The organism is Actinokineospora spheciospongiae, assembly GCF_000564855.1.
GTDB classification, from domain to species: Bacteria; Actinomycetota; Actinomycetes; order Mycobacteriales; family Pseudonocardiaceae; genus Actinokineospora; species Actinokineospora spheciospongiae.
In genome coordinates this window covers 81763-94532 of the sequence record NZ_AYXG01000004.1, presented here as the reverse complement: position 1 = coordinate 94532, position 12770 = coordinate 81763, and the positions used below count along the sequence as shown (strand labels likewise).

Annotated in this window: 11 protein-coding genes; 4 read left to right on the top strand and 7 right to left on the bottom strand. The window is 69.6% G+C overall.

Features of this window, described 5'->3' with window-relative positions; translation table 11 throughout:
- Positions 1 to 32 precede the first annotated feature (32 nt).
- Complete coding sequence (locus UO65_RS34125; protein WP_084175192.1) at positions 33 to 206, bottom strand: FxLD family lanthipeptide; 174 nt, start codon at positions 204 to 206, stop codon at positions 33 to 35.
- Positions 207 to 271: 65 nt separating this feature from the next.
- Positions 272 to 1501: a methyltransferase, FxLD system gene (fxlM, locus tag UO65_RS00575; RefSeq protein WP_084175191.1), complete on the bottom strand. Its 1230-nt coding sequence runs from the start codon at positions 1499 to 1501 to the stop codon at positions 272 to 274.
- A gap of 420 nt (positions 1502 to 1921) precedes the next feature.
- On the opposite strand from fxlM, the gene UO65_RS00570 reads away from it, so the two are divergent.
- A complete protein-coding gene (locus UO65_RS00570; RefSeq protein WP_035277653.1) occupies positions 1922 to 2569 on the top strand; it encodes an HAD family hydrolase in 648 nt (215 codons plus the stop codon).
- Positions 2570 to 2586: 17 nt separating this feature from the next.
- Here the strand turns inward: UO65_RS00570 and UO65_RS00565 are convergent, their stop codons facing one another.
- On the bottom strand, positions 2587 to 3870 hold the full coding sequence (locus tag UO65_RS00565) for a helix-turn-helix domain-containing protein (RefSeq protein ID WP_161784398.1): 1284 nt from the start codon (positions 3868 to 3870) through the stop codon (positions 2587 to 2589).
- 538 nt (positions 3871 to 4408) lie between these two features.
- Entirely contained in the window at positions 4409 to 5083 is a 675-nt protein-coding gene (locus tag UO65_RS00560; protein WP_152551905.1) for a MarR family transcriptional regulator, read from the bottom strand.
- A 479-nt stretch (positions 5084 to 5562) separates the two neighbouring features.
- On the opposite strand from UO65_RS00560, the gene UO65_RS00555 reads away from it, so the two are divergent.
- The 3 genes from UO65_RS00555 to UO65_RS00545 all read left to right on the top strand — a co-directional run bounded on the left by UO65_RS00555 (position 5563) and on the right by UO65_RS00545 (position 7815).
- Positions 5563 to 6294, top strand: a complete 732-nt coding sequence (locus UO65_RS00555) for a restriction system modified-DNA reader domain-containing protein (protein WP_052020321.1) — start codon at positions 5563 to 5565, stop codon at positions 6292 to 6294.
- 289 nt (positions 6295 to 6583) lie between these two features.
- Entirely contained in the window at positions 6584 to 7336 is a 753-nt protein-coding gene (locus tag UO65_RS00550; RefSeq protein WP_152551904.1) for a restriction system modified-DNA reader domain-containing protein, read from the top strand.
- A 62-nt stretch (positions 7337 to 7398) separates the two neighbouring features.
- Positions 7399 to 7815: a hypothetical protein gene (locus UO65_RS00545; protein WP_035277652.1), complete on the top strand. Its 417-nt coding sequence runs from the start codon at positions 7399 to 7401 to the stop codon at positions 7813 to 7815.
- A gap of 178 nt (positions 7816 to 7993) precedes the next feature.
- On the opposite strand, the gene UO65_RS00540 is transcribed toward UO65_RS00545, so the two are convergent.
- The 3 genes from UO65_RS00540 to UO65_RS00530 are packed head-to-tail and all read right to left on the bottom strand — an operon-like array spanning position 7994 to position 12752.
- Positions 7994 to 8989: a C40 family peptidase gene (locus UO65_RS00540; protein WP_035277650.1), complete on the bottom strand. Its 996-nt coding sequence runs from the start codon at positions 8987 to 8989 to the stop codon at positions 7994 to 7996.
- A gap of 4 nt (positions 8990 to 8993) precedes the next feature.
- Positions 8994 to 10061 carry a replication-relaxation family protein gene (locus UO65_RS00535; protein WP_035277648.1) on the bottom strand — a complete coding sequence of 356 codons (1068 nt, stop codon included), beginning with the start codon at positions 10059 to 10061 and terminating at the stop codon, positions 8994 to 8996.
- A gap of 51 nt (positions 10062 to 10112) precedes the next feature.
- Positions 10113 to 12752, bottom strand: a complete 2640-nt coding sequence (locus tag UO65_RS00530; RefSeq protein WP_084175187.1) for a helicase HerA domain-containing protein — start codon at positions 12750 to 12752, stop codon at positions 10113 to 10115.
- Positions 12753 to 12770 lie beyond the last annotated feature (18 nt).

Below are 12770 nucleotides of genomic sequence, written 5' to 3'. Positions count from 1 at the left end.
TCGTCGAATGGTGGATCGTGGAGCTGCTGCGCTCAAGGGCAGCTGTTGCAGGCGCTCTCACAGGTGGCGCCGCAGCCGTCGTCGGTCAGGCGCAGCAGCTCGTCGACGACCGGTCCGGATTCCACGATGCTGACGTCGAGATCGAACTCGGAATCCACGACTGCCGTGGCGGTCGTTTCCGGCTTGTCTTCCAGCTGAACGGTCAAGGTTCCTCCTCGGTGGTGGTGCTTCTTGCGAATGCCCGGCCGTGTCGGTCAGGCGTGCCCCGGCGTCAGGGCCAGGTGATGACGACGCGGGTGTGCTTCTTGTCCACGAGCCGTCCGTGCGGCAGCTTGTCGTCCGGCGTCCCGGCGGAGAACACCTCGATCCGCGCGCGCGAACCGTCGCGGTGCTCGCGGTCCCAAGTGCGGATCAGCTCGACATACTCCTCGACGAGGGCCTCGGCGTCCGGGCCGTGGGCGTACACGCCGGTCTCGAACTCGTCCGTGCCCTCGATCGGCCGCTTCATCCGGTACGCAAAGCTGCCTTCCCGGACCGAGGTCGGGACCGGCAGCAACGCCGACCGGCCGACAGGCCCCTTCTCGATCGCGGCCTTCGTCGCCTTGAGCAGCCCAAATACGGGGATCGAGGTACCGAGCCACAAGTCCAACTGGTCGACCTGGTCGAATACCACGCCGGACCAGCGCTCGACCTTGGGTCCGTGCAGGGCGGCCCGCAACAGGTCCTCGTCGAAGGGGCCGTTCTCGTCGGTGCGCAGGACCACGTCGTCACCGTCGAGCCGGATAAGGCGCTCGGTGTGTTCCCCGGCGCCCTGCATCGGCACGAACCCGCACAACCGGTAGTCCCTGCTCACCAGGCGAGCGTCTTGGCGGCCGAAGGCCACCGACCGCGTCAGACCACGGAACCGGAACGGCACGACGATCTGCCCGTCGGTGGACAACTGCTCGATCCACACCGGCGGGATGTCCCACGCGCCGACGGTGACGATCACCCGGTCGTAGGGTGCGTGCTCGGCGACACCTCCCTCAGCGTCGGCCAGGACCACGTTGACCTCGTCGTAGCCTGCCGCCGTGAGGCACTGCTGCGCACGAGCGACGATGTCGGGATCGATGTCGACCGAGGTGACCTGCCCAGAGTCACCGACGAGTTCGGCCAACAGCGCGGCGTTGTAGCCGCCCGAGCCGATCTCCAGCACGCGCATCCCCGGCTTGATCTCGGCCTGCTCCAGCATGGTGGCCTGGATGTGCGCGGCCGAGACCGAGCTGATGGCCTGTCCCTCGGAGTTCTTCTTCGTGACCAGCGGTGTGTTGGCGGCGTAGACGGTCTCCAGCGGCTCGTCCTTCGCGAACAGGTGTCGCGGCACGGCGAGGAAGGCGGCGATCACCTCGTCGGTGTCGAGTGCGCCCAAGTCGCGGAGGTCACGGACCATCGCCTCACGCAGCGGCCCGGCCTCCTCCGACTCGTCGTACGGACGGGATGTGCGGTGTCGGAGTGTGCTCACTCAGTTACTCTCCCAGACAAGGCCAGCCGATCCTATGCCACCGGATCGGTCACGAAATGTGGCGGTGGGCTATGCCGAGTGCGCAGGGTGCTTCGTCGGCCAACCCGAGTCAGTCAACTTCCCGCAAGCAAGATCGTCCAGTGCGCTGACGAGGCGAGGATGAGGCGTTCGTGAGGCGGCGCATACCGTGATCTGGGCAAATGCCAGCGAGTATGAACCGCCTTCACCCGATCGGCGGGCCTGTAGAGCCTCTGCCCAGTTCGACCGCTTCTCCTGATCGTCGAAACCGCCCCCTGCACGCTGGCCGTAGCAGGCCGCCCGAGTTCGCGATCACTCACGAACCAAGGTCATCAAACACCTCGACAAGGCGGACGAGGCCCCTGTGTCGCGCCGGGCCAACTGGTGACGTAGGAGTAGGGCATGGTGACCGCAGTGGTGTTCGACGTGGGCGAGACGTTGCTAGACGACTCGCGCGAGTGGGGTGCGTGGGCGGACTGGATCGGCGTCCCCCGCCATACCTTCTCCACCGTGCTGGGGGCGGTCACCGCCGCTGGCCGGGACAACGCCGAGACCTTCCAGTACTTCCGACCGGGCTTCGACCTCGGGCACGAACGCCAACTGCGCGAAGATGCCGGTCTGGGCGAGCGGATCGAGGAGTCCGACCTCTACCCGGATGTCCGGCCTGCTCTGGCCGACCTGCGCGAGCGGGGCCTCTGGGTCGGGGTGGCTGGGAATCAGACCGCCCGTGCGGCCGAGTTGTTGCGCGCGTTGGGCCTGCCTGTCGACGAGATCGCCACCTCGGGCGAATGGGGTGTCGCCAAGCCTTCAGCGGAGTTCTTCGCTCGCGTCGCTTCGATGGTGCCCGGCGGGCGACCGGACGCGACGGTGTACGTGGGCGATCACCGTGACAACGACGTCGTGGCGGCGAAGGCGGCGGGGTTTCGTACGGCGTTGATCCGGCGCGGTCCGTGGGGCTACCTCTGGGCTGAGGACCCGCTGGTCCGGCGTGACGCGGACTGGGTGATTGACTCCTTGCGCGACCTGTCAGGGCTGCTGGGCTCATGCTGACCGATCGGTGGAATGGCTCAGCGGGCGCAGGCCCAGGCGGCGAGGTCGAGCAGTCCGGTGCTGGGGGTGGTGTGGGTACGGAGCAATGTCGAGAGGGACTGGCGTACCTGCGGATGCGTGCGGGTGTGTTCGGGCGCGGTCCGGCGCGCAGCTTGCAAGCACAGGTAGGCGTCCTCGTGCCTGCCGAGCGTGAGCTGGGCGCGGGCGAGGTCGATGAAGTAGTGGGAGCGGCGTTCGGCCGGCAATTCGGCGGGCGGCTGCCAGGCCGCCGCACGTTCGATGCCCAGGGGATCCCGTAGCTCGACGGCGACGGCAAGCTCGTGAATGCGCAGGGAGGCCGGGCCGAACGCGGTGCCCTGGTAGATGCCTTCAGGCACAACGGTTGCGGCACGGCGGGCTTCGCGCAGGTGCTCGGCGGCACGGCCGGGCTTGCCCGCCCGCCCGGCGACGACCGCGGCCCGCATGTGCAGGGCGCCGAACGCTGCCGAGGACGAGGCGGTGCCCAGCGCGGGCAGGTCGTCGGTGGCGAGCTCAAGGGCGCGGGCGGCGGTGTCGAGATCGCCGGTGGCGAAGAACGTCTCGGTGCGCACATAGGCCACCGCGGCCAACAGGAGCGGGTCCTCGGCGAACTGGGCGACCGAGCGCATCAGGTCGATCAGCCGCGCGGACAGGTCCAGGTAGCCGAACTTGAACGCGATCCCGTCCGCGGCGCGCAGCGCGAGGGTCAGCAGCGCGGCAGCATGGCGACGGTCGGTGGCGTCGCCGAGCTGGCCAGCACGGGCGAGTTCAGCGATGAGATCGGGCAGGCGGCGAGCCAGGCTTTCGTAGCGCGACTGCAACCGGTCGTCGCTGGCGCTGATGATGTCACCATGCAGGTTGGCCGGGGTTCTGGTGGGCCCGTCGTCGGGTAGATCCAGCCGGTCCAGGGCGCGGCGCAGGCGTGGGATGGCGGCGTGGATAACGTCGACCTCCGCCGCTGGTGTCTGTTCGCGGGCGTCCTCCGAGGTGGATGTTGCCGGGACGAGTTCGACGTTGGCCGGTGCTCGCCCCGCGGCCACGGTGGGACCGATGGCTGTGTCGGGGCATCGGGTGGTGCGGCGCAGCAGGTCGTCCAGCTCGTCGAGGGAGACCCGCAGGACAGTGGCGAGGCCGCGCCGCTGCCAGGGCTGTGGCGACTGAACGCCACGCTCCCACCGTCCGATGGTGGTGCGCTCGACCTTCAACGCCACTGCCAGGGTTTCCTGGGTGTACCCGGCGGTTTCACGAGCAGCGGCCAGCGGGGTGAGCGCTCGTACTCCCATCGCGCGTCCCTCCTCCCGGCCCCTCCGTTGCGCACAGTACTCACCTGTTTCCGCAGCGTATGCCCGGTGTCGCCCCATCACTGCCTCATGACCGCCCTGTACCCGCACGGTCAACGCGCAGATCGACCGGAGGCGTCTCCGCCGGGCACCCATCCGGACTGCTTCACCTGCTCGGACAATGAAAAGCCCTGGTCAGGCGGCGCGCCGCCCCGTGAACGCCTCGTGTTCGCCGCACGACCGCTCTGGTGATCGACGCGGACAGCACCGTTGACTGAGGCTTTGGCCTGCGGTGGTCGACCCCTGGCTCTGGCGGTTCGCTGTGGCCCCACGCGGGCAGCTTGGGTTCTACGGGTGATCGCAACACCTGATCACCTTGGAGTTCGTGTCGCCTCGACCACGTCGATCTTGGAAACCCCGTGGTGTCCCTCCCGAGCCAGTACCCCGTTCCACGTGTCAGACCGCCGAATGTGGCTGTGCCCCCAGGGTGAGGTGAACCCGTGGGGACACAGCCGCACAAGCGCCTGTCTGCGAGGTATGCCTACTTCGTCGTGGCGTCTTCCCGTTGGGCGGCGGCAAGGGAGTACTTCTTCGGCTTGTCGCTGGTGCGCACGGCACAGCCGTTGTCGACCAACTTCTCCAGCGCGTTGTGCACCGCACCGGAGGACCGGTTCAATGCCTTGCCGATTGTGCTCGGGCTGAATTCCTCGCCGGGGTGCTCGCGTAGGTGATCCTCGACCATTCCCCGCAACGCCCCTGGCGCCAACCGTTCCCCCGTAGCCCGCCCCTCCGAAACCACCGTTTCCGCGTTGATGGGTTGCTTGCCGCCCGGCTCATCAACGCCGGTCTCCACACCATCGGGCTCGACACCGGTGGGCTCGACACCGATGGGTTGGACAGCGGCCGACTGCTCGCCGCTCGGCTCATCACCGCCGGGCTCGTCATCGGCGGTGATGGACCAGCGGTCGGCAGGGCGTGGGCCTCCGTCAGCGGTTCCGGCGATGCGGGAGACGAGGCCGTCCTTCTCCCAGCGGTTGAGGATCTTCGGCGCGGTCGATTTGCCGATCCCGGCGGCGGTTGACAGGACACCGGCCGCGCTGCCGGGGTTGTCCAGCAGTGCCTGCCACAGTTTCTCCTCGGTGTCCGTGCGCGGTGTCACCGGTTCGGTCACTGGGGCAGGGACAGCGCTCAAGGTGGGGATGCTGGCGATGACCATGATTGCCTCGCATGGGTGCTGTATCGGATGGGTGGTTGTGTCCCGGCCGGAGCGGGTGTGGCTTCCACCGCGTGTCCGGTGATGTCGGGTCACACGACTATGGACGCTTCCTTCGCCCCGTGAAGTCAAGTGGGAACCGGAAGATGAACAACTGTCTTCTATGGTCCCCCCGAGAAACGGAAAACATTACACCACAAGGGTTGTTCTCATCAATCTGTTCGCACGTGGGGTTGACAATGTGCCCGAGACGAAGCGTCCATACATGTCAGACGTTCATCCCCGACCACTGAATCCGAAGGGACACAGCAACCATGACCGTGAACACCACACCGACGGCATCACCGAGCCCCAGCCCTGACGCACCCGCCAACACCTCCGAAAACGATTCCCCACCCGATCCGACTCCAACGGCTGCCAGCACCACACGGGACGATAACGAAAGTCGATTGCTTCGCCGCCAAGGACTTCCTTCGGACACCGTGATCCTCGCCCCGTCCCTGACGGGCACGCCGATGCGGTTGCCCGAGGGCACGTGGGCGATGCTCGTTGTGGCGGTGGACGTTGTCAACCACACCGACCCGGACCGGGAAGACGACATCGCCCTGTTCGCCGGGGCCTGGGTTGCCGAGCAGCCATCCGCCGAACTCTGCGAAGGTGACCTGGTCGTCGTCCTGACCGCGCCCGAGGATGAATCACCTGACAGTGACGTGGTCGACGTGGAGCTGTTGCTGGCCCATCACCACCGCTGGCGACGCGTCGGATTCTGGGCGTCGCTGGATGTCCGTTGGCCGTGGACCACAGCCTCGACCGTCGCGGCGATCATCGAGCTGCACACCGACGCGGCCGAGGCCGACACGTTCCCGTCGGGGACAACATCACCGTCACCGTCAGGTTTGCGTGACTACGCGGGCAACGGCGACCTCGTCGACCTGCTCGCCGCCGGTCTGCTCCACCCCGGCGACGAATTCCGCTGGAACCGCCCCGCCCTGGACATCTGCCACACCGCCCGCATCGAACCCGACGGCAGGCTGCGGCTGGAAGACGGGCGGATCTACCGCACCCCCTCCGGAGCCACCACCGCCCTCGGCGGCAACCATCAGAACGGGTGGGTCACCTGGCAAAGGACGTCCGATGGAGTCAGCCTGAGTGATCTGCGCGCCACGCTCCGAACACGACTCAGTCTCCCGACCGATGTCAGCAGGAAAAAGTGACTTCGGTCCGACGTAGTACCGCCCACGCCCCGGGTGTGCGGGCACACGGGTGCCTTCCCGCCGACAAGGCCCGCCCCGAACGGGCTCACACCGTCACCGTCGCCGCAAGCCCGCGATGCCCGACCGCGCTTCGCGGGCTTGCGGCGACGAACACCACCACGACACCTCGATCACCAAGGACACGACCATGAATACCCATGCCGACGCCGTTGCGTCCCTCCAGGCGACCGCTGCCGCATCATTGCCCGGTGCGCATACCGCGACGCCGCCACGCGACGATGAGACAACGTTGCTGTGTCAGGAAGGGCTGCCCGATGACGCGGTGGTCCTCGTGCCGTCGTTGGGGCCGACACCGATGCGCGTCCCGGATGGCGCTTGGGCGATGCTCGTGCTCGCCGTGGACGTCCACGGCGACGTCGATCCCGACACCGCCGGGAAGGTGGCGTTGTTCGCCGGAACGTGGCTGGCTGATCAGCCGCCCGCCGACCTGCACGACGGCGACCTCGTCATCCGACCGCTCCCACCCACCCAAGCGCCCGGGGCGCTCGTCGATGACCACGTCGCCGACGTGGAGATGCTGCTGGCCCACCGGGGCCGGTGGATGCCCCTGGGCCGCTGGCACGGGCTCGACGAACGCTGGTCGTGGACCCTCGCCCCCACCGCCGCCGCCACGATGAGCCTCTACGTCGACGCCGCCGAGACCCTCAGCCGCACCGTCGTGCTGGCCTCCGAACGCCCCGGTTCTTCCCCGCTGCGGTGGGAGGGCACCGTCCTGAGCGACCTGCTCGCCACCAAGCTGGTCGAGTACGGGGAGGAACTGGTGTGGGAGCGCCGCGCGGGCGCGGTTCGCCACACCGCGCGCCTGCGCATCGACGGCACCCTCATGCTCGCCGACGGGGAAAGCGTGTACGCCACCCCCGCAGCCGCCGCGACCGCGCTGAGCGGCATCCACCACCACGGCTGGACCGCGTGGCGCCGCACCAGCGACGGCCGCACCCTGCACGACCTGCGCGCCGACCTGCGCACCCAGCGGGACCGGTGACCCCGCCGTTGTTCGTTCGCACCGACCGCTCAACCTGAAGACACGCCTCAGGGAGATCCGTCATGGCTGAACCCGATGTTCCAGCGGACCTGCGGGTCATGTGGGGTGCCCGGGTCGACATCGAGCGCGGTCACCGGCTGGAGGCCGTCGCCGTGCACTTGTGCGACGACATCGCCGAACTGCGCGAGGACGGCGGCCTCCCCGACCATGTCCGCACCCTCATCACCGTCCTGCCCCAACACCGCGTCCTGCACATCCAGGTCGAGGGCCTCTCGGTCGAGACCGACCCGGACCGCACCACCATCCGCGACGTCATGAACACGCTGTTCGAACTGGCCAGCGACCACAACATCATCACCCTCGACCCCACCTCGCCGCCGCTGTTCACCCAACACATCGTCCTCGTCGACCCCCACGGATACCCGTTCGCCGCGAAGATCGGCGCCGGCATGGGCGAACCCGAACGACTCACACCCTGACTGACCGTGGTGGATTGTCGTCGCTGATGTCGCGCGTGGTCGCGAAGCTTCTGTCACATGATCACCACATGATGCCCGTGGGGTGAGGTCGGACCGTTGTCCGCTCTCACTCCACGGGCTGATCGTGATTCTGCGGAGCACCCTCATGATCCAGCCGAACCACTGTCCCGGAAGGTGCTCAGGTTGGTGCGGAGGCCGCAACCATGGTGGAGGCAGCCGGGCGGGTCGCTCCGGCGTAGTCGTCGCCGGTGTACCGGTAGGCGTCGATCTGCACTGGTTGTCCGAAGGTCGGGGCGTTGATCATGAGTCCGCCGCCGAGGTAGAGGCCAACGTGGTGGATGTGGTCGGGAGTGCCGTAGAAGACCAGGTCGCCCGGCAGCAGCGACTGTCCGGCCGGGACACGGGGGCCCGCGTTGAACTGTGTTTGCGCGGTGCGGGGCAGGGTGATTCCGGCGGCGGCGTAGGCGGCTGTGGTCAGCCCGGAGCAGTCGAAGCCGGTGTGCCCATTGTCGGGGCCGTTGCCGCCCCAGACATAGGGCAGTCCTCGTTGTCCGCAGGCGTAGTTGATCGCTGCGAACGCGGCGGCGTTGGGCGCCTGGATGGCGTTGCAGTCCCCGGTGCCCACGCTGGCGGCGGCGGCGTGGGCGTAGCGGGCGGCGTGGTCGAGGACGTCGTCGACGTACCAGTCGGCGTGGTTGTAGGCGAAGATCGCCGCTCGCAGGTCCCCGTTCCGGGCTCCGCTGTCGCAGAGGTAGTGGGCTGCGGCGTGGATGGCGTCGTGCGGGTTGTACCGCGAGGGTGGTGATGCCCCGCCGGGTGGCAACGGGTGGGTGGCGGTGACGCTGTCGAAGGTGGGGGCGAGGAACTGCATCGGCCCGGCGGCCCCGGCGAAGTTCTCCCCCTCGGTGACACCGGGGGCCTGAAGTCGGCCGTGGTCGGTTTCGATCTTGCCGATGGCGGCGAGCACGGTCCAGTCCAGACCGGGGCAGTCCGGGGCGGCGGTGCGGTAGAGCAGGCAGTACTCGGGTGGGATGTCGGCGATGGGGGTGGTGCAGTCGACGGTGCCCGGCGAACCGCCGAGCACCGAGTCCACCACCGCCGCCACCCCGATGCCGAACAGGACGGGGATGAGCAGCAGCAGTGCGGCGGCGCCGATGCCGGCCTTGTCGAGCACCGGGTCACCTCCGCCCGTGTCGGCCGGGCGCGTGTGGTGGGGCGGTGGGCGGCATCGGCGGGGGTGGGGGCGAGAGCGGGTGGGTTTCGAAGCCGAGCGCGGTGGGGTCATCGGGGGTGACCGGCGGTGGCAGGTGCGGCCAGGCGTCGAGTAGCCCCGGCAGCGCCCGCCGTCCTCCACCGGCATGGGTGTCCAGGGGCAGCCAGACCTCGTCGGCGGGGCTGGGATGGGCGGCGTCGGGGTTGAGCAGGTCGGCCGCGGCGGTGGCGACCGGAACAACGCGCGGGTCGTCCAGCTCACGCCAGGCTCGTACCAGCAGCCGCCTCGCGGTGGCCTCGCGTCGTGCGGTCGGCAGCCACACCAGCAGCGGGGTGGTGATGCCGGTGGCCTGGGCGAGGGCGGCGTAGCCGGTGAGTTTCCCGGCGAGCTTGCCCAGGACCTCGGTGCCGAAGTCGTACTCCAGGAACCACTCGACCTGCCGGTCCCCGTGCTGGTCGCGGTGCTGCCAGCGGCCGTAGCCATCAGGTTTGACCAGGTCGCCGAAGTGGCGGGCGCAGCGGGTCTCCGACCACCACACCGCCAACGTCGCCTGTTCACCGGGTTGGGGGTGGCGGGCGCGGTCGACCAGGGCGGTGAACCACTCGTTGACCCCGACGGTGTGGGCCAGGCGCAGGCTGTGGGCGACACCGAAGACCCGGTCGTGCCGGTAGCCCATCTCCTTGACGTCCACACCGTCCTCGGCGGCGAGCACCGCGGCCCCGGCGGGGGCGAGGACGTAGTGCATGGGGGCGGTGCCGACGGTGACGAACGGCTGGAACCGGTCAAGCACACCCCAGGTGTAGAGCTCACGCAGCCGCATCCGCCCGGACCGGAAGGACGGGAACGCCAGCGCGGTGAGCTGGTGGGCGGTGAGCACCCGGTGCTCCCAGAGCATCCGGGCGATCCACTTGTCCCGTGCGGTCAGCCGCCACGCCAGCACGGCCTGGTGCTCGGCGGTGTTCGCGGCGCGCGGGTTCGGACGGGTGGGCTTGTGGCCGCGCAGGGCGCGCTGCCGGGTGGGATCGGTGATCATGCCGGAACCTCCGAATGTCAGTGGGCCGAATGGTTTGTGCTGCCATCGGGGTCACCGTCGACGTGGGTCCGGGTTGCGCGGGCGTATGTCGGGCCCGGTCCGGTTTGCCGGTCGCGATGGAGTTGACGGGGCACGGGGTGGCCGTGCGCCGGGCTGCGGGGTGCCAGCACCGGTGACCGCCCCGGCGGCGCGCGTTTGTGTGTTGCGGCGGGCGGCGCGGCGGATTTCCCGGGCTCGGCCGGGGATGGCGGGTGGGAGGGGTTGGGTGCGCATGGTGAACGGTTGGGCTTCTTCGCCGTTGAGCACCAAGCGGACCGCGGTGTGGTAGGCGCCGAGGTGGGCGAGGTCGTGCTCGGACAACCTGGGCGCGGTGTGGCGTGAAAGTTCGCGGGCGTCTTCGGGGCTGGCGTTGAAGAACATTTTGTTGCGGGCGTTGGTGGACAGGCCCTCGCGGAGTTCGCGGGTGAGTTGGCCGAGGTGTTGGTGGGCGAGGATCATGGATACGCGGAAGGCACGGGATTCGGCGAGCATGTCCTCGATGGGGTAGGGCAGGTTCAGGAAGTTGTGACACTCGTCGATCTCTATCGAAGCGTCGCGGCGCAGTCGTTGTGGGGTGCGGGCGCGGGCGGTGGTGGCCTGCCAGGTGCGGGCGACGACCAGCGACCCGACCAGCCGGGTGGTCTCCTCCCCGAGTGAGCCTTTGGGGATGCGGACCAGGCAGATCCCGCCGTCGAGGATTTGGCCCATGTCGACGGTGGAGTGCCCGGCGGCGATGGCGTCGCGGACGAACGGGCGCAGCAGGAACGCGCGGAGTTTGTTCATCAGTGGGCTGATGACCTGGGAGCGGGAGGAGTCGGTGAGTTCGTCGTACCAGGTCCAGAATCCGCGCAGGACCGGGTCGGTGACCCCGGCGGTGACCCGGTCGCGGAACGCCGCGTCGGTGAGGAGTTTGGGCAAGTCGGCGAGTGTGGCGACGCCTTCCTGGGTGCGCAAGGTGAGGCAGGCGGCGCGCATGACGTCGTCGGTGCGTGGGCCCCAGAACGCCGAGTAGACCCGGCGGAACACGCTGACGAGGTTGTCGACGGTCAGGTCGGTCTCTCCGCCGTCGAGGGGGTTGAGGCAGGGTGGGCGGGCTTTGCTGTCGGCGTCGAAGAGGACCACCCTGTCCGCCGCGCTACGGGGCAGCCGGGACAGGACGTCGGTGACGAGGTCGCCCTTGGGGTCGATGAGCACGATCCCGCGTCCGGCTTCGGCGTCGGCGAGGATGATGTTGCCCAGCAGGGTGGACTTGCCCGAGCCGGTCGCGCCCATGACGTGCAGGTGATGCCGGGCGTCGGGGACGCGCAGGGCGACGGGGCGTGGGTGGCCGGTGTCGGTGACCCCGAGTGGTTTGGCCTCGGGGCCGGGGGTGGCGATGCCGGGTGGGGGTGCGATGGCGCGGGCACCGGCGCGTTGGATGCCGGGGATGGCCTCGTCGGTGGGCAGGTGCGCGATCGCCGCCAACTCCGACACCGACAGCAGGTCCCCGTCGGCGAGGCGGCGGGAGTCGAGCACGGGGCCGGGGTGGCGCAGGCGGTGGCGGGTGTAGTGGTTGTGCTCGGTGTAGGAGGCGAAGCTGGCGGCCAGGGCGTGGGCCCGGCCGCGGGCGACATCGCGGGCCTGGCGGACCTCGCCGTCACCGACGTCGGCGGGCAGCAGGGTCGCCACGGCGTAACGGACGACGGTCTCGAACTGGGCAGCGCGCTGCTTGCCGACGATGGCCCGGTTCTGCGCCGAGTACTCCAGGGAGGTTCGCGGGTCGCTGTGCAACGCCCCCGTCGCCGTCCGCGCCACGGCTGAGCGCCGGGACCGTGACGGACCTGGCGTGACCATGTCCAGCAGGCGCCCGACCAAGCGGGTCGAGCCGCCGGTGTGCACGTGCCGGGCGGCGCGGCGCGCCTTCTGCACGCGGCGGCCGGTGACCGGGCGGGCCAGCACCTGCACGCACGCGTACTCCTCGCGCCCGAGCCCGACCGGGGCGCCGAGCAACGCCCGGATCGGGTCGGCGTCGAACACCGACCGGATGGGCAGCGCCTCGGGGCGGGCCAGCCGCAACTCCCCGCCGACCACGAGCCGCCGCTGCCCCTGCCCCGGTGCGGGCAGGGGCGGGGTGGCCTTACTGACGCGGGTGTGCGCGCCGGGCCACGCGGCCTCGACCGCCCGTTCGATGAGCCCGGGTGGGATGACGCCGGGAACCCACCACCGGATGGCAACCCCGGCCTCGGAGAACACGTACTCGCACACCACGTGCGGTTGGCCGGTGAACGCCCGCCGCCACCCGGGTCGCAGCAGGCCGACGAGGTTGGACCACAGCGCCGCCCCGCCCGCGGGGTCGACCTGTGGTGGGGCGAGGACGGTGACCTGCCGGGCGTCGGCGAGCAGCGCCTCGTGGCAGCGCCGCGCCCACCACCGCCTGCTGGCCACGATCCCCGTGATGAGGACGGCGAGGGCCGGGGCCGCGATCAGGCCCCAGTCGAACACGAGGTCGCGCAACCGGTCCAGCAGCCCCAGCAGGGCGCCGCCGGGGTCACGCAGGTAGTCCTCCAACCACCCGGCGGTGGCCGGGGCAGCGGAGTGGGGAAAGGACGCGTCGGTGAGCGGGAGCTGCTGGTCGAGGGCAGCCGGTACCCAGGCACCTATTCCGGGCAGCATGACGGTTCCTTCGAGTGA